This window comes from Gracilimonas sp. (assembly GCF_014762685.1).
GTDB lineage: Bacteria > Bacteroidota > Rhodothermia > Balneolales > Balneolaceae > Gracilimonas.
Genome location: NZ_JABURM010000008.1, coordinates 173,964 through 192,936 on the forward strand (window position 1 = coordinate 173,964; position 18,973 = coordinate 192,936).

The 18,973-nt window shown below is 42.7% G+C and carries 12 protein-coding genes; 6 read left to right on the forward strand and 6 right to left on the reverse strand.

Features of this window, described 5'->3' with window-relative positions; translation table 11 throughout:
- Positions 1–4: 4 nt before the first annotated feature.
- On the reverse strand, positions 5–679 hold the full coding sequence (locus tag HUJ22_RS14490; protein ID WP_290878409.1) for a metal-dependent transcriptional regulator: 675 nt from the start codon (positions 677–679) through the stop codon (positions 5–7).
- Positions 680–748: 69 nt separating this feature from the next.
- Positions 749–3,358 (reverse strand): SpoIIE family protein phosphatase, encoded by a 2,610-nt coding sequence (locus HUJ22_RS14495; protein ID WP_290878410.1) that lies wholly within the window; start codon positions 3,356–3,358, stop codon positions 749–751.
- 86 nt (positions 3,359–3,444) lie between these two features.
- Between HUJ22_RS14495 and HUJ22_RS14500 the strand changes: the two genes are divergently transcribed.
- A complete protein-coding gene (locus tag HUJ22_RS14500; protein ID WP_290878411.1) occupies positions 3,445–4,212 on the forward strand; it encodes an NRDE family protein in 768 nt (255 codons plus the stop codon).
- A gap of 283 nt (positions 4,213–4,495) precedes the next feature.
- Here the strand turns inward: HUJ22_RS14500 and HUJ22_RS14505 are convergent, their stop codons facing one another.
- The gene (locus HUJ22_RS14505; RefSeq protein WP_290878412.1) at positions 4,496–6,208 is read right to left on the reverse strand and encodes a Na+/H+ antiporter NhaC family protein; all 1,713 of its coding nucleotides are present in this window, start codon (positions 6,206–6,208) and stop codon (positions 4,496–4,498) included.
- Between the two features lie 174 nt (positions 6,209–6,382).
- On the opposite strand from HUJ22_RS14505, the gene HUJ22_RS14510 reads away from it, so the two are divergent.
- Positions 6,383–8,029: a M14 family metallopeptidase gene (locus tag HUJ22_RS14510; protein ID WP_290878413.1), complete on the forward strand. Its 1,647-nt coding sequence runs from the start codon at positions 6,383–6,385 to the stop codon at positions 8,027–8,029.
- Positions 8,030–8,037: 8 nt separating this feature from the next.
- Entirely contained in the window at positions 8,038–9,783 is a 1,746-nt protein-coding gene (locus HUJ22_RS14515) for a M14 family metallopeptidase (protein ID WP_290878414.1), read from the forward strand.
- A 111-nt stretch (positions 9,784–9,894) separates the two neighbouring features.
- Here HUJ22_RS14515 and gltX read toward each other — a convergent pair whose 3' ends face one another.
- Positions 9,895–11,373 (reverse strand): glutamate--tRNA ligase, encoded by a 1,479-nt coding sequence (gltX, locus tag HUJ22_RS14520; protein ID WP_290878415.1) that lies wholly within the window; start codon positions 11,371–11,373, stop codon positions 9,895–9,897.
- A gap of 130 nt (positions 11,374–11,503) precedes the next feature.
- Between gltX and HUJ22_RS14525 the strand changes: the two genes are divergently transcribed.
- The 3 genes from HUJ22_RS14525 (at position 11,504) to HUJ22_RS14535 (ending at position 14,786) form a co-directional block, all read left to right on the forward strand.
- Positions 11,504–12,178: a WbqC family protein gene (locus HUJ22_RS14525; protein ID WP_290878416.1), complete on the forward strand. Its 675-nt coding sequence runs from the start codon at positions 11,504–11,506 to the stop codon at positions 12,176–12,178.
- A 210-nt stretch (positions 12,179–12,388) separates the two neighbouring features.
- Positions 12,389–14,125, forward strand: a complete 1,737-nt coding sequence (locus HUJ22_RS14530; RefSeq protein ID WP_290878417.1) for a sodium:solute symporter — start codon at positions 12,389–12,391, stop codon at positions 14,123–14,125.
- 268 nt (positions 14,126–14,393) lie between these two features.
- A complete protein-coding gene (locus tag HUJ22_RS14535; RefSeq protein WP_290878498.1) occupies positions 14,394–14,786 on the forward strand; it encodes a PIN domain-containing protein in 393 nt (130 codons plus the stop codon).
- A 1-nt stretch (position 14,787) separates the two neighbouring features.
- Here the strand turns inward: HUJ22_RS14535 and HUJ22_RS14540 are convergent, their stop codons facing one another.
- Together HUJ22_RS14540 and HUJ22_RS14545 are read right to left on the reverse strand one after the other, a co-directional pair.
- Positions 14,788–15,657 carry a sterol desaturase family protein gene (locus tag HUJ22_RS14540; protein WP_290878418.1) on the reverse strand — a complete coding sequence of 290 codons (870 nt, stop codon included), beginning with the start codon at positions 15,655–15,657 and terminating at the stop codon, positions 14,788–14,790.
- Between the two features lie 113 nt (positions 15,658–15,770).
- Entirely contained in the window at positions 15,771–18,971 is a 3,201-nt protein-coding gene (locus tag HUJ22_RS14545; protein WP_290878419.1) for a hypothetical protein, read from the reverse strand.
- Positions 18,972–18,973 lie beyond the last annotated feature (2 nt).

The window sequence follows — 18,973 nt, forward strand, 5'->3', positions numbered from 1 at the left end:
TATCCTACGTGGTTGACTCTTCCACTTCCACCAAAAACACTTCGCTTGCTACAGCCTGACCTAATACTTGTTCATTATCTTCTTCAAGCTTTACTTTTATGGGGCCGCTGAACGGTGTTTTTTCCAGAACTTCAATCTTCATTCCCGGTATCACCCCGATTTTCTCGAGGTATCTGAGCAGCTTGGGATCCTGATCTTTAACACGGCCAATAATGTACGGTGTATTTACTTCGGCTTCTGCAATGGAAAGCTGTGCCATTTCCGGCATTATGCCATCTTTAGTTGGAATGGGGTCACCATGGGGATCATGAGTGGGATGGTTTAACAATTCAGCTATTCGATCTTCAAATTGTTCAGAGATATGATGCTCAAGGTTTTCAGCTTCATCATGTACTTCATCCCAGGAATACCCCATTATTTCTTTTAAGTACAGCTCCAATAGCCGATGATGACGCAATACCTCGAGTGCTATTTTGTTGCCGGCCGAAGTTAGCTTTGCTCCTTTATAGGATTCATGATCCAATAAATTCATTTTTGCTAAACGCTTCAGCATATTCGTCACCGAAGCAGAAGACACGTCGAGTGCTTTTGCAATATTTGTAGTTGTGGCAGATTTCCCCTCCGATTGTAATATATAAATTGCTTTAAGGTAATCTTCAACAGACTGGCTGAGTCCCATAAATATAATGTTTGGTTAGTTCCACTAATGATACGAATTGCCGAATAAGATATTAAGGTATTTTTTTATTTACTGATTGACAGAAGCATCTGCTTTTATAATAACCAGAGTCATATCATCATGTTGCTTGGCCATTCCTTTAAATTCATTTACATCATCAATGATAATTTCCAGAATTTTTTCAGATGATGCTTTTCGCACTCCTTTAACCAAACGTTTTAGCCGTTCCTCCCCATAAAAATGATTACCGGAATTCAACATTTCCGTGATCCCATCGGTATAAAGAATCACTACATCACCTTCTTTAAGCTTTAATGTGGCTTCCTGAGTATGCTTTAGGAATTTATCACCTTTTGTAACCCCAATCCCCAGGCCATCCGGTTTAAGCCATTCGGTATCACCGTTGTTACGTACAATTAACATTGGGTTATGCCCCGCACGGGCAAACGTAAATACTCTTTTATCTGCTTCCAGAATTCCATAAATCATAGAGATAAATGTACCACGGGTGGCATTTTCATTAAATAAGCGGTTAAGTTGATTTAATAGTTCAACGGGAGATAAAATCAATGCACTTAAACTGTGGAGCACTCCTTTGGTGAAGGTCATATAAAAAGCAGCGCGAATTCCTTTTCCACTCACATCTCCAATCGCAATAGCGGTACGTTGTTCCCCCAGAGAAATCATATCATAATAATCACCCCCTGTTTCCTGTGCTGGAATACAAACTCCTGCAATATCTATTCCCGGCAGATGGTGAATTTTAGATGGAAGAAATGTTTGCTGCACGACCCTGGCAATAGAAAGCTCCTGCTTCAGGCGTTGTTCTTTTGCCTGTTCTTCTATATAAGCCGGAACATACTCAGGCAATTCTTTCCTGTCGCGACCTTTCACAATGAAATATAATCCCAAGACTGAAAAACTCAGCAACACCAAAATAAACAGATAGAAGGTGTTTGCATCCGGAGAACCCTCAATGACCCATCCTTTTGAAGTGGATACCAAATTTAAGAAAACGAAAAAGCCAAAAACGATCGTCAAAAAATCATGTCTTAAATAGAAGTACCCAAGCACAAGGCCAAGGGTTGCGTTCATCATACGATTATAAGCATCAGGCTCAATACTAAAGGGCAGAATATCAAGGAGACAAAATAACAAGGCACTCATTATAGGAATAACCCAATCACGATTAATTACTCCTTTAATCTGATTTCCCAAGATAAGATATATGGGAATTACTATGATCAGAACCAGGCTGGCAGTCACCATTAAATTAGCCAGAGAGGGTAAAAAATAATTATCGGAAATAAATTCTATGTCGGCAGACAAATAAGAGGATGGAATCCCTGCAAAAAATATCCCCACTATTCCCGATAGCAGCCCGGCAATGGCAATTGCGTTAATAATACCCCATCCCACCGGTTTATTTGTAAAAAGGCCTCTTCGTACTAAATCCCATGTTTTTAGTTTAGATGGCCAATATTGCCTGGTTATGGAGTCACTGACTGCGGTTATTACGAAAAAGCCAATAGCGCTGACAGCGCCTAATACGGCTAACCCCATTACATTGTTAATAATTTGATTGGCGCCGGATAAACCATACATCAACCCAAGCTCATTCACAAGCTGAAGTATCCAGGCCCCGGGAATTATGAAACCAGCCAGAACAGCAATAATCATCGCGGGCTGGGTATCAATGGCACGAGCTTTAATCCTTAAGTAGAATACAAATAACAGCCACATCCCGAAAACAAGCATCACAAAAAGAGCTGTGCTTTTCAATACCTCTGTGTAAATACCTCTTTCGGCCTCCAGCTTAGGATACAGTTCGTATTCCAGTGATTTAAGAGAACCGGCAGGGAGCACATCTAAGGTGAGTTCAACGCCAACTCCCGTAAGCGAATCCTCGGCACTCATAACAGCTCTTGCAAATCGAATCCCTCCCTCATCTATAAGCTGGACAGTATCTTGCTTTAAGTCAAATTCAGACCATGCTGTTCTATTGATATAAAAATCCACGAGATCCCAGATGTTATTCGTGGTATAAACTTCTTCATCCTTACTGCCCCGGATTTCCCTCAGCCGTTCAATTACAACTGATGAATGTGAACCAGATGTTGAGGTAGTATTTAAATGCTGATAATCGGTAAGTCCTCTGATCAAAGAGTCCTCAAGGGCCCTTGCATAGTTCTGTACCTGATTCTGAAAAACAGAACGCACAGCATACCGATTAAAAGGGCGCTGTCGGGATATTAATTCGTTACTCGCTGTAAAGCTTATGACCTCCCCCGAGGTATTCAATCCAAACCTAACCTGAACACCACTTAATTCGGGTTGACTGGTGTATTCCCTGATTTCCCAGCTTAACAAAGGGAGTCTTTGAAGGAATTGGGACTCTTCTATCTTTTTTTTGAATTCTCCTTTTCCCCACTTTACCTGAACAGTATCAATAAACTCTGAATTAGGACTGAAGTTTGTTGATGGAAAAAATTCTAAGGATTGATATTGCCAGCTTTGAAAAACAGAATCTGCTTTTTCAATAATCTTATCTTTTGATTGAGTAATCTTCCCGGTGGAAAAAGGATGGTATTGAGAAAACGAATAGAAAAACCACCCTATACCGGCGAGCCCGAATAGAAGTATAATTAAGTCCCTAAAGAGTTTTTTACTCAGTTGCATGGTGTACTCTACGAAAAACTTGGAATAGGTTTCACGAATATGCTTAGATTCATTGAAATTTCGAAACCCGGATTGAATAAATTTTTATGTGTCTAATTACTTTTGCTTATAAAAATCATCCCAAATATAATCTGATTTTAGCCGGAAATCGGGATGAATTTTATGGCCGTCCCACCCGCAAAGCCCAGTTTTGGACAGACGAAAATCACCCCGAGATTTTAGCAGGAAAAGATTTAAAAGGCGGCGGAACTTGGTTGGGGGTTCACAAAGATGGACGATGGGGTGCCCTGACCAACTACAGAGACCCTTCCATTATTAAAGAGGATCCCCCCTCACGCGGAGAGCTGGTGCTGGATTATTTGAAATCAGGTAAATCTGGTATGGATTACCTACAAGATATAACCAAGAAAGCCGATGAATACAATGGATTTAACCTATTGCTGTGGGATTCTAAAGGATTTTATCACTACTCTAACCAAAATAAAAAAGTAACCAATATAAGTGATGGAATCCATGGCATAAGCAATGCCCTGCTCGATACCCCCTGGCCAAAAGTCACTGCAGCAAACCGGCAACTTGAGGAAATTATATCCCGAGAAGAAATTAACAAAGCAAAGCTATTTGAATTGTTGAGAGATGATACCAGAGCTTCCGAGGATGATCTTCCCGTGACCGGCATCCCAAGGAATTTAGAAAAAGCTGTTTCATCCATTTTTATTAAAACAGAAAATTACGGCTCCCGTTGTTCTACGGTTTTATTGATTGATAAGGAAGGAAAGATTGATTTTACGGAAAGAAGTTTTGAACCGGGTTCTGCCAAATTATTTGACGAAAATTCTTTTGTTATTCAATAACGTTTCTTTAAATATAAAAAGCAGAAAATCTGTGCATTGCTTTTAAATCTTATGGGCCTGTTATACAGTTTTTGCATTAGAAAAACACCAAATGTTCCTACGGAACATGACTTTAATCCATCATTTATTGCTGACCCACCAAGCGTTCCTGTCAAAACGAAGCATTTCTTTTCATTAAATATCTTCCGTTAGGACGATTTGGTGGGTACCACAAATATAACAAGAATACCGCGTTCCAGCGGAACGCTCGGTTAGGAATTGCCCATTACTCAATATCAAGCATCTAATCCAGGCTTGTAATTGCCGCTTCCTTCCCTTCCGGTGTGTATTCTTCAGGATCAGGGATTTTACCGAATTTGTAGATAATAGCGATAATCAGCGCCACTCCTGCCGGGTAAATGATCCATACTGAAACGTTCAGTACCAATGCACTTATCATTGCCAAAATACTGATCCCTCCAACTATCAAGGCATAAGGTAGCTGCGTATTTACGTGTTCCACATGATCACACTGAGTGGCAATTGAACTCAAAATAGTGGTGTCGGAGATAGGAGAGCAATGATCACCCCAAACCGATCCTGCCAGCACCGCACTTACACTTGCATAGATAACTTCTAAAGTCATTTCAGCCGGAATACCGGTAGCATTTCCAATTTCCCAGCCTAAAGGAACCACCAGCGGCATTAAAATTCCCATCGTTCCCCAACTCGATCCTGTGGCAAAGGCCGTGAGTGCTGAAAGCACCAGGACAATAGCCGGCATCCAGTAAGGATTCAGGGTTTCCCCAAATACTGAAACCAGGTAATCGGCTGTTCCAAGGGCAACGGTTACATCACTCAATGCCCAGGCTAAAACAAGAATGAGGACCCCGTCGAACATCACATGCATTCCGTTCATCATACCCTCCAGTGTTTTTTCCACATCCAGAAGTTTTTGTCCAAGGGTCATAGCAACAGCCACCACTACCGAGGCAAGAGAACCCCATAGGAGCGCATCATAGGAATTTGCCGTTTCAATGATTCCCTGGATATTGTCTCCTTCACCGGTCACAAAAAGACCAATGATTGTTCCAAAAACCAACGTTAAAATAGGAAGTGCTGCATTCGCCCAATGCGATTCACTTTTCTTTTCCTCATCTTCTTCAATCTTGTCTTTATAAAGATTGTATTTATCCAATTTGGAATCGTGCTTGGCTTTATAGAGCGTGATTCTGGCTTTAAGCATGGTTCCGAAATCGCGTCCGGAATAGGCAATTAAAATCACGAATAAAATTGTGAAAAATGCATAAAAATTATACGGAAGTGAATTTATAAATACTGAATAGGCCGCCTCGTTAAAATCAGGCATTTCAGCCTGAGCGGTTGCAATAAAACCAACCATAGCCCCAATCCAGGTGCTCACCAAAGCCACGGTAGCAACAGGTGCCGCTGTAGCATCCACCAAATAGGCCAGCTTTGCACGAGAAATTCGCAGTTTATCGGTTAGCGGCCGCATGGTATTCCCCACCACCATAGTATTCGCATAGTCATCAAAAAACACTATAAAACCCATAAGTGACGTCACCACCATCCCCTGAACTTTAGTCCGTACAAAGCGAGTGATGGCTGTAATTACTCCGCGGGTTCCCCCGTTGTCAGTAATGATCCCTACCATCCCCCCGATTAGAATAGAAAAAACAACAATGCTCATCCGGTCAGGATCTGATACTCCGGGCACTATATATCCGCTCAATGCCTCAAAAAAGCTGTCAAAAATGCCTGTGAAGGTTAAATCTCCAATCAAATAAGCCCCCATCCAAATACCCAAAAACAGGGCAAAAAGCACCTGACGGAATGCCAAAGCAATGGCAATAGCCACTAAAGGAGGTAGAATACTTACCCAGCTTCCAATTATTCCCGATGATGCCTCTGCAGCTTGAACATCTGCCCAAGCCACTTGTGAGACTAAAATAAGAAAGGTTCCCACTCCAATAAGTGCTGCTATTTTCTTTTTCATATATAGATATTATCAGTTTTTAAAAGCCGCTCAGAAAATAACATCTATTCCGTTAAAACCAAGATTGAAAGTAAAATGGGGTTCTGTTATTAATTTTTAACAGTTTGCCCTTTGAATTACACAATTCTGTAAGTTACTATCCTAAAGTAACAACCTGAACAATCATTTCATTTTATGAAAAACAAAATACTGCGATCGGGGTTAATGGTTCTGATATGGACTTTCGGTTTAATGAACTTGTTATCAGCCCAAGATTTATATAGCAATTTTAATGACTTAACGAACCGTTTAAATCAACTGACTTCTGGTTATGAAGACCTCTCCTCCCTTCAGTCATTAGCGAAAACAACCGATGGCAGGGACATCTGGGTGTTAACTATTGGCAGCGGAGACGTTGAAAATCACCCGGCCGTTGCTGTAATTGGTGGGGTCAAAGGATCGCATATTTACGGCAGTGAACTTGCGATAGCTTTTGCTGAAAAATTATTAAGAGACTCTTCTTCCGATGAAATCCGTGAATTATTAGAAACCACCACTTTTTATGTACTCCCGCGTATTAACCCGGATGCAACCGAGCAATATTTTGCTAATTTGAAGTATGAACGTGACGTAAACACGGTTTCTACCAATGATGACCGGGACGATGCTTTTGATGAAGATCCGTTTGAGGATTTAAACGGAGATAACCTCATAACCATGATGCGCGTGGCAGATGAAACCGGAAAATGGATGATAATGCCGGAAGATAACAGGCTCGTTCGCAAAGCCGATATTTCCAAGGGTGAAAAAGGGGGTTACCATGTATTTACCGAAGGCATTGATAATGACAAAGACGGCCAATTCAATGAAGACGGTGAAGGGGGAGTCAACATCAACAAGAATTTCACTTACGACTACCCGTATTTCACCCCCGGAGCCGGAGAAAATATGGCTTCTCAAATTGAAACCCGTGCCGTTTTGGATTTCCTTTATGAAGAGACTCCCAATGTATTTTCTGTTGTTTCTTTCGGGCCCGCAAACAACCTTAGCTCTCCGGTTAAATTTAACAGGGGTGCGATCAGTCAGCGGGTAATTAAAGGTTGGTATGAAGAAGATGTGGCTGTTAACAGCCTGGTTTCTGAAGCCTACAACGATATTACAAAATTAAAGGATGCACCTGCCGTATCGGGCCAGCCCGGTGATTTATTTCAATGGGCTTACTTCCATTACGGACGATACAGCTTCAGTACTCCGGGATGGGCCGTTCCTGATGTAATGGATGAAGATGAAAAACCGGTCAAATTTGATTCCAATGAAGCCAAATTCCTGGCTTGGGCAGACCAAAATAACCTTGACGCCTTTGTAGATTGGCAAGAAGTGGATCATCCGGATTTCCCTGGCAAAACTGTGGAAGTTGGCGGCATTAAACCCTTTGTAAGTGATAACCCGCCATATGAATACGTGGACTCACTTAGCCGATCGCATACAGATTTTCTCATCAGGCTCGCCGGAATGAAACCGGATATCCGGCTTGTGAATTTTGACACGGAAGAAGCAGGAAGGAACCTGACCCGTATCACCGTAGATGTGTATAACGCCGGCACCTTGCCTACCGCTTCCAGGTTAGGCGAGAGAACCAATTGGGTAAAAGAAGCCGTGGTCAAAATTGACCTTTCAAATAATCTTCAACTGGTAAGTGGCGACGCCCTTGAAACCATCGAATCTATTGAAGGGGATGGAACGCTTAAGAAATCATGGCTTGTGCGTGGAAGCGGATCTTTCACCATTTCAGCCGGAGCACCAAATACCGGAATTTCAACCATAGAACAAACAATCAGATAGTGATTGCCATGAAGAATATTATATACACAACCTTATTTACATTTTTAGTTACCGGCTTATTATTGAATCAGTCTGCGGAGGCTCAAACCTCAGTAGATGGTTTTTTCCCGGCGGCCGGCTCCCCCGTAAATCCTGAAGTGCAGGCAAGCTGGAACCGCTATTATAACTACCAGGGAATTTCTGATTTAACCAAGGAACTGGCAGACGCCCATCCCAACCTTATTAAACGAGAATCCATCGGGAAATCATACGAAGGGAGAGACATCTGGCTACTCACGGTTACAAATTTCGCTCAGGGAAATCCGAACCGCAAACCCGCCATGTATATCGACGGTAACATTCATTCCAATGAAATACAGGGAACGGAAGTGTCGATGTATACCGCCTGGTACCTGGCAGAAATGTTTGGGGACAATGAGTTTATCACGCAATTAATGAATGAAAAAACATTTTACATTGTCCCAACCATAAATCCTGACGGTCGCGAAAATTTCTTTGATGCTCCAAATACAGCAAGTTCACCCCGGTCCGGCATTAAACCAATTGATAATGATCTGGACGGTGAAATGAATGAAGACGGCTACGATGACCTGAATGGCGATGGCAGTATCACCATGATGCGTCGTAAAAATCCGCGCGGTCAATTTGTGGAGCATCCCGATTATCCGGAATTTATGCAACGGACGGAAGCCGATGAATTCGGTGAATATGAGATGCTTGGATACGAGGGTCTTGATAATGACGGAGACGGACGAATCAATGAAGACGGTGAAGGCTATTACGATCCCAATCGTGATTGGGGATGGAAATGGCAGCCCGACTATATTCAGGGCGGAGCCCACAAATACCCATTTTCACTGCCTGAAAATCGGGCGGTAATGGAATTTGTAATGAATCATCCGAACATTGCGGCCGCACAGAGTTATCATAACAGCGGTGGTATGATTTTACGCGGACCCGGTGCCGAAGAAGATCGTGATACCTATAACCGGCAGGATATCCGGGTGTATAATGCCCTTGGTGAAATGGGCGAACGCTTGATTCCCGGCTATAATTATTGGGTAGTTTATGATGATCTCTATACCGTTTTTGGCGGAGAATTGGATTGGTTTTACGGAAGCCGCGGCGCCTTCACATTTACCAACGAGCTTTGGGCTTCATTTGAAATGTTTAATGAGGAAAGCCGTGGACGCTTCAGTCCCGACACTTATGAGTTTAACAAAAACCTTCTTTTCAATGATGCTCTTGTTGAATGGGAACCTTACAATCACCCTCAATACGGAGAAATTGAAATCGGTGGTACGAAGAAAAACTTCGGGCGTGCTCACCCCGGGTTCCTGCTCGAGCAGATGGCACATCGAAATATGGCTTTTACCATTTATCACGCTTACCACACTCCAAACCTTGTGATTGATGAAATTGCTGAAAAAGATTTAGGTGGCGGCTTGAAGGAAGTAACGGCTGTTGTGACTAACACCCGCATGATACCTACACACGCCAGCCAGGACCTGAAATATAAGATCACTCGTCCAAACTATATCAGTATTGACGGAGCTAATGTGGAAGCTGGGATGATCGTCACCAACCGAGATTTAAACCAAACGGTGGAGCAAAAGAATAATCCGCAAAAAATTTCTGTAGATAACATTCCCGGTATGGAATCGGTAACCGTTCGCTGGATTATCAGCCGCGGAAATGGTTACACCGTAACCGTTGACAGTGAGAAAGGCGGTGTGGTTTCTAAAAGTAAATAGCCCCTCTGATTAAAACTGACACTATTTAAAAAGTCCCGCACATAATTTATGTGCGGGACTTTTTTGGGTATGAGGCAGCGGAGCTACGTCATGAGGTCCAAATTAAATGTTCTACAGCTTTTCAAGTGCTGTGTCAATTCTGGAAAGCACTTCGTCTTTTCCGATGAGTTCCAGGGCCGGGGTTAAATCGGGGCCGAAGCCCTGCCCGCTTACCGCTACCCTCAGCGGCATCATTAGTTTGCCAAAGCCTACTTCATGCTCTTCAATGGTTTCCTTGATCTTATCTTTCAGCGTAACGGCTTCGAATTCTTCTTCTGAAAGTTTTTCAATTTTATCCCGGTAGGCTTTCAAAATTACGGGACTGTCATCCTTCCATTTCTTAAGGGCATTCTCATCATACTCCTTCGGAGCTTCAAAAAAGAAGGCCCCCATGCTTACAAACTCATCTACTTTGGAAACGCGTTCGTGAAGTAACTCGATCACTTTCGTCAGGAATTCATCACCTGGTATTTTAAACTTCGATTCTTCAAAAAGGGGTTTAACCCGCGGCTTCAGCTCATCCACAGAATGCTCGCGAATGTAATTTTCATTATACCACATTAGCTTCTTGTAGTTGAAAACCGCTCCGCCTTTGGATACACGATCGAGCGTAAACAACTCACACAGTTCTTGCATGTCATGAATTTCAGAATCGTCGCCGGGACTCCACCCCAGATACGCCAGAAAATTCACCAGGGCATCGGGCTCGTAGTGTCCGGAAATATAGTCTTTGGTGTTTATCGGGATTCCTTCGCTCTCGGCTTTACGCTTGGAGAGCTTCCCTCCGCTTGGAGACATGATCAGCGGCAAGTGTGCCATCACTGGCGGCTCCCAGCCGAAAGCATTGTATAGCAGCATGTGCTTCGGCGTACTGCTCAGCCACTCTTCTCCGCGGATAACATGGGTGATTTCCATGGTGTGATCATCCACCACATTGGCCAGATGATAGGTTGGCATACCGTCCGACTTCAGTAATACCTGATCATCCAGCCCCTCCGTATCAAATGAAACAATACCGCGGATTTCATCTTCAAACTTAATGCTTTCTCTGCGGGGTACTTTGAGCCGAACCACATATTCTTCACCGGCTTCCAGCTTCTTCTTTACTTCATCCTGTGGAAGCGTAAGGCTGTTTTTCATAGACTGACGGGTGATGGCATCATATTTTGGAGATGGGTTGCCTGACTTCTCCAGCCTCTCCCGCATTTCATTAATTTCTTCTACGGTATCGAAGGCATAATAGGCATGCCCCTTTTCTATCAGTTGCTCTGCATATTTGTGGTAAATATCTTTGCGCTCGCTTTGCCGGTACGGACCAAAATCGCCGCCTTTGCCCGGCCCTTCATCAATTTCCATTCCCGCCCATTCCAGGGAGTCGATGATATCCTGCTCGGCATCTTCTACATAGCGGGATTGATCAGTATCTTCAATTCTGAGCACAAAGGTTCCGTCGTTGTGGCGAGCAAATAAATAATTATAAAGTGCGGTCCGGAGTCCGCCAATGTGTAAAAATCCGGTAGGTGAAGGCGCAAATCGTACGCGAACTGACATATGTTTATTTTGTTTTGATGAATTCTTCTATTTTCAACCCTTTAAGATAAGAATTATAAATGTTGAATTTTGAATGTTGAATTAGTTTCTGCACAATTCAACATCCAAAATTTAGAATTCAAAAATTTCTATGCGCATAGCTCTTCTTCAACCACAATTTGCCCCAAACCTGTACGACCTTTCTGCCATGCTGAAGGCAGACTTAATCGTATGGGAAGACGTAGAGAAATGGTCTCGTAAGGGACGCTCACACAGGGCTCAGGTCCGCGGGCATAACGGCTTGCAATGGATTAACCTTCCGGTAAAAACCGAAGACAAGAATAAGGCCATCAAAGACGTACGTATCGATCATTCCCGGGATTGGCTGGAACCCCTTTGGAATGCCATATATCATAATTACCGCACCTCTACTTACTTCGATTTTTATATTGATGAACTTCGTAACGACTTTGAAACAGCTTCTCAATTCGAAAAGCTTCTCGAGTTTGATTTATATTTTTTTGAACGAATGATGACTTACCTGGAAGTTGACCTTCAACCCAGGCTGTCCAGCTCCATTCCTGAATATGATACTTACCCGGATGCATTTATTAAGAATATCGAAGCAGATACTTTGTTCCTGGAGCACGAATCCAAGAATTACCAGCGCCAAACCGATAAAGCCGTTGAACCATTAAAAAACCACCCCGTTTACCCCCAAGCCGTAGAGGGTTTTGTTGAAGGGTGCAGCCTCCTTGACTTACTCTTAAATTGTGGAAAAGAGAGTTACAGAGTTTTGGATAAATTGAGAAAAGAAGGCAAATGAAATGATTCGCTCTGATCAGCAAAAAAGGTTCCCGAGAAACTCTGCTCATATTCTGCTTTCAAAAGAAACTTACATTATCTATTATCGGACATGGAAGAAAAACCGACAAGCGAATCTACCTGGCTTAAAGATTATACCGCCGTTGCCATACTCGGTGTGATTTATATCTTACTGTTCTTGTGGTTCACCTCAACCTTCAATCTTCCATAAATGAGTTGGATTGACTGGTCGGTTTTAATCGCTTTTCTTGCCTATACCATCTGGGACGGTACGCGCCGAGGTAAAGATTCATCTACTATAGAAGATTATCTGCTTGCTAACCGCTCCATGCCTTGGTGGGCAGCCGGGCTATCGGTAATGGCAACCCAGGCCTCCGCAATCACTTTTATAGGCACCACCGGGATTGCTTATGTGGAAGACATGAGGTTTGTACAAACCTACCTCGCCATTCCCTTTGCCATGATTTTTATCTGCATGTTCCTTGTTCCTTTTTTCAATAGAATGCAGAATTTTACTGCATATGAAGTTCTGGAAGAACGTTTTGGTTTAAAAACCAGGTTGGTCACCAGCGGACTTTTTCTGATTTCCCGCGGACTAGCTCTTGGAGTTGTTATTGCGGCTCCTTCTTATGTGTTAGCTCTTTTACTGGGGCTTCCGCTTAACATCACCATCCTCATCATCGGTGTGATTGCAACTTTTTATACCACAGTTGGCGGAATCGCCGGGGTCATTACGACCGATGTAAAACAAATGATCATCATGATGTTTGGGCTGGTTTTTTGTTTTTTCCTGATCTGGACAAATCTTCCCGAAGAAGTCGGTTTTGACGGGGCCCTTTACCTTGCCGGAAGCCTGGATAAACTTACTGCACTGGATCTCAATTTCGACCTTACTGAAAAATACAATGTGTGGAGCGGTTTGATTGCCGCTTTTTTTCTGATGGTTTCCTATTTCGGAACTGATCAAACCCAGGTACAGCGTTACCTGACGACTGATTCAGTCAAAAATGCTCGCAAATCACTGCTGATGACGGCCTATGCCAAAGTCCCCATGCAGTTTTTCATTCTTTTGCTTGGAGTAATGCTGTATATATTTTTCATCTTCAATTCAGCTCCGGCATCTTTCCGGGGCACAGAGCCAGTAGCACAGACCGATCAGCAACAAATTGCCGAACAGAAAATCCTTAAGGATTACGAAATCGCTCATCTTTCACGAAAGGAAGCAGCTTTGGAAGCCGTTCAAAAGCGTGATGCCCAGACCCAGCAATTGTTTGTTGAATCTGATGCCGCAATGAATGAAGCCCGGGATGCAGAATTAGCTTTACAAGCTGAAATTCGTCAGGCAGATGTAAACGATACCAATTATATCTTCCCCTATTTTATTCTGAATCATGTTCCCATTGGAATCATCGGGTTAATCGTAGCCGGTATTTTTGCCGCCGCCCTCAGTAGTATTGACAGCGAGTTGAATGCCCTTACCACCGTCTCCATTGTGGATTGGTATCAACGTCTGAAAGGTGATTTACACACCGAAGCTCATTATGTGAAATCATCACGGGGTGTCACTTTTTTCTGGGGAGCTCTTGCTACGGTTTCTGCCTTGCTCATGGGGGAAACACGCTCCATCATTGAATTAGTAAATCAAATTGGCAGTTATTTCTATGGATCTATCCTGGGGGTTTTCATCTTGCTGCTTTGGGTGAAGCGGGCAACTGGAACCGGAGCTTTGACCGGCTTGATTTGCGGAATGCTCTCTGTCTTCGCTTTCGACCGTTTGTTTTATAATGCTGCATCCGGCGATCACTCCTTCATCTTCCCCTGGAGTACCATACCTGATGGCTACATCAAAGCAATTGAGTTTTTATGGCTGAACCCTGTTGGAACTTTTATGGTAGTAATTGTAGGGATTGGGGTGAGCTTAATTTGGCCACGGAGAACTAATTCTTAAGAAAATACTACCCCTTAAACATAAACAACCTTGAAGCATCGTCGGCTCCTTCCAGCGTTGGAATTGCCACAATAAAAAGCTTATCGAGAAAGCCCGGCTTAAAGCCGCCAAAGAAAAAACTACACTTAACAAGCGATTTCGGAAATGGCTTAGCAGCTATGCCAAGCAAGACGATGTGGTTGGCAACTATGATAGATTAATGGAAGAACTTGACCACATAGACTCCGGTGGAAAGTTCACAAGAGATGAGATGAATGAGCGATAAAATATTTTTGCATACTCTTTTCATCATTCAGATTTAGAGAAAAAGAAAAAAGCTTCTAAACTCATTAAAACCCATTTGGAAAACAGAACGGGGGTAAACAGCTATCAAGTTGTTCAGGAATTTATAAATGTAGCCTATAGAAAGTTTAAACATCCTATGAGCCTGCGAGAACTTGAACAATTTATTGAAAACGTCTTATCTCATTTTTGGGAGGTCTATGCCAATAAAGATTTGATTTATTCCGCAATAGGAATCAAAGAACAGTTCAATTTCTCTTTTTACGATTCTCTCATTATTGCAGCCGCCTTAGAAGCTGGTTGCTCCACACTGTATTCAGAAGATTTACAGCATAACCAAAACGTATTTTCGGTTCAAATTATCTATCCTTTTGCTTAAATCAGCTTTTGCCAGAGATTTCAATCTCATCCTCTTTCCCAAATTTAGAACCCACAGGCGGACGATAAGCCTGAAAAGGAATCTTCAGCAAATTCCCGAGGTCGTCATTTTCCTTGGGATCCATGTGGGTATCAATACCGTATTTCAGCTCTTTGATGTCTTCTACTTCGGCAAAAGTCCCAAACATCCGGTCCCAGACTGCGAAGATATTCCCGTAGTTGGTATCCGTTAATGGTTGTGTATAATGGTGGTGCACTTTATGCATTAGCGGAGTTATAAAGATCCAGGACAAAGCACGGTCCACTTTTTTGGGCATGTTTATATTGGCGTGGGTTAAATGGGCAAAGAGTGCCGAAATACTTTGATATAAAAACACTATCCAAATTGGGACCCCGACAACAATCACCCCAATAATAGTAAAAACCATCCTGAATACGGCTTCCCCGGGATGATGACGGAGTCCGGTAGTCACATCAACAGTAGTATCACTGTGATGTACAAGATGAAACTTCCACAAAAATTTTACCTTGTGTTCAATCCAATGAATGAGATAAGCACCAAAAAAATCAAGCAACATTACCCCTACAATAGCTTGTGCCCAAACGGGCATGGCTATCCACTGTAAAACACCGAATTCATTGGTCGTTACATAATTTGAAGACCACACCAATATTCCTGCAAACCCTAAACCGATCAGCACAAAAAAGCCATTCAAAACTAAATTAATAGCAGCATGACGTACTTTTTTATAGCCAAATTCAAATAGCGGGAAAACGCCTTCTATCACCCAAAAGAGAAAAATACCTCCGATTAAAATACCGGCTCTAAACGTAGTAGGAACGTTTTCAAAAAATTCTATCAATGATTCCATAATAATTCCAACATTTAGTATTTAACGTAGTTCATTTACACAATAATTTCCAAAAAAAATCCTGTATACCAAGTTAGGCATACAGGATTTTCGAGCTTAAATGTTCAGCTTGGTTATTCTTTAACCACAGGCTCCAGATCTTGAAACGGACTTAAGTCTGCTTCTTCTACAGCACGCTGGTATTCAGCCCAATCTTCTGTAACAAAGGTATTTATTTTTGAGACTGCATCATTAACTGCTTCGCGAGCCATTCCCAAGAGGTTTTCCTCTCTCTTACCCGGTCCGTCATAATCTCCCCCCAAATATCTATTTACAGCATATAAATGGGTGAGCACGGTTGGATCCGGATTTCTTACTATTCCCTGTGCATCACTTTCTTCACCAAATACCATTGCAAATAACTCTTCTAATTGTTCTTTGATTTCCACACTGGCATCATTAAGCTCTTCCAGGTCTTCTTTGTTGCGTGCATCAGAGGAAATAAGTTTGTCATTCAGCTCAATTATTTCTTCTGCTTTAGCCAGGTTTTTGACCGCCTTAGCAAGATAAGCGGTTAGGCCTTCTACCTCAGCCGCTAATTCTGAAGTCGCTTTTAAAGCACTTATCGACATCTCAATTCTTGGGTCAGTGTGTACCGTTACATTTGTTGAATCAGAATAATCACCATATGTAAATTTCACTTTATAGGTGCCGGGGAGTACATCTCTTCCTCCGGGCTCTGAATTATTCTTACGAATTCTTCGGCTTGGCCTTTCAGTACCTGCCCGTTCAAGGCCCCAAGTAGTACGATTGATACCATCTGCTTCCGGAGTTCTTTCCAAAGTTCTGATTTTGTTTCCAGACGCATCAAAAACCTCTATAACAACCTTTTCTTCTTTGTCTTTTTCATCGCCGTTTTCCTCAGTGGTCTTTGAAACAGCCTCCTTATTAACCGAGTAACTCAGCATTGCCCCGGATGGGCGATTATCCCCCGAAAACATCGCATCTGCAGAGAAACGGACTCCCCGAGCCTGTCTCCATTCAGCCAGGTAAGCATCCGGCGAAGGAAAAGCTTTAATCGGTTTATTCAACTCATTTACCCCTTCGCTCGCTATTTCCCTTAGGGGACGAATATCATCAATCACCCAAAATGAGCGGCCAAAAGTTCCAATAACAAGATCGTGTTCACGCGGATGGATGACCATGTCATACGTTGAAACTGAGGGATAATTGTCACCCCATTTAGTCCAATTATCACCGGCATCCACACTTACATAAAGTCCGAATTCAGTTCCCAAAAACATCAAGTTGCTCTCAACAGGATCTTGTACAAATGAGAGTGTATATCCCTCTACTTGGTCGGTATCTACAAGATTGCTCCAGCTTCTGCCATAATTGGTGGTATGCATTAAATAAGGAGTCCAATTATCTCGTCGGTAATCATTAATTACCGCAAAAGCTTCTCCCTCATTGTGAGCCGATGCCTTAACCTGCACTACCCAACTGCCATCCGGTACACCTTTCAGGTTTTTGCGTAAATTGGTCCATGTTTCACCATCATCCCTGGTGATCTGAATATTCCCGTCATCTGTTCCTGCCCAAATCACTCCTTCTTCAAGGGGACTCGGCTCAATAGCCATAATGGTTGTGTAATTTTCCGCCCCGGTAGCATCGAGTGTTAAACCACCACTTTCATGTTGTTTTTGTTTGGTGGTATCATTCGTTGTTAAATCAGGTGAAATGATTGTCCATGTTTCGCCCCGGTCGTTACTTCTATGGACATACTGGCTTCCAAAGTATATAGTTTCATCATCAAAAGGATCAATATTAATGGCAGAGTTCCAGTTAAATCTCAGCCTTTCCCCTTCCGGATGGGTAGGTTTCACAAAACGGGAGCTTCCGGTTTCGGTATCAACTCTCCCAACGTTACCCTGCTGGGACATCGCATAAACATATCGCCCACTACTTTGATCAATAGCTACATCAAAACCATCTCCAAAGAACAGTTCTTCCCAATATGAATTTCTTATACCGCCTGAGCGCCATACATATGCAGGTCCTTGCCAGGTACCGTTGTCTTGCATGCCGCCGTAAATATTGTAAGGAATCTCCATATCTACATTCACGTGATAAAATTGACCAACCGGAATATTCTCTACGAAACGCCAGGTTTTACCCATGTCGTAGCTTATATTTAATCCTCCGTCATTTCCGTCAATTAAATGATTGGGGTTTTCCGGGTTTATCCAAAATGCATGGTGATCGGGGTGTACCCAATTATAATAGGGATACATGCTTTCAAAAGACTTTCCGCCATCCTCACTTATTGAGAGCATACTATATAAACTGTAAACACGATTCTCATTTTTTGGATCTACATATATCTCAGCATAATAGAAAGGCCTGTTTCCTATGTCTGAATCATTTTTAACTTTTTCGCGCAATTCCCAGGTATATCCACCATCTTCGCTTCGGTAAATAGCATTTTCTGAAGATTCAATGAGCGCATAAACAATCTTAGGGTTACTTGGAGCAATGGCTAGTCCCATTCGTCCCAGTTCTCCTTCGGGCAGTCCGTCTTCGGAAGTCAGTTCCTCCCAGTTTTCTCCTCCGTCAAGGGTCATATATAAACCGGATCCTTCTCCACCCGATTTAAAAGTCCATGGCCATCTCCGAAATTCCCACATATTGACAAAAATCTTATTGGGATTTTCAGGATCCATTACCATTTCACCTACCCCTGTTCGATCATTATTGTATAATATTTTCTCCCAGGTTTCACCACCATCTGTGGTTTTATAAACTCCTCTGCTCTCACTGTCACCCCAGGCAGACCCTTGTGCTCCCACATAAATGATATCAGGGTTATCCGGATGAATGATCACACGATGAATATTACGGGTATTCTCAAGACCCATTAACTTCCAACTCTTTCCCCCATCGATGCTTTTATAAATTCCGGCACCGCTGTTTTGGCTATTACGCGGGTTACCCTCACCCGTTCCCATCCAAACAATGCTTGGATTCTTCTGATAAACATCAATAGCCCCTACTGAAGCCGGACCATAATCATTAAAAACTGGAGTCCAGGTTATACCTCCTGTTTCTGACTTCCATACTCCTCCGGAAGCCGCTCCTACATACATTACGTTAGTATTAGATTGCACCACATCAATCGCAGTAATTCGACCGCTCATTCCGGATGGGCCAACATTACGAGGTTCCATACCCTTCAGAAGGTTCATGTCTAGCTGCTGCGCATGAACTGAGGTCATGGGCAAAAAGCCAAATATCAATATTGCAACAAAAAAAGTGCTTCTTATATATAATTTCATCG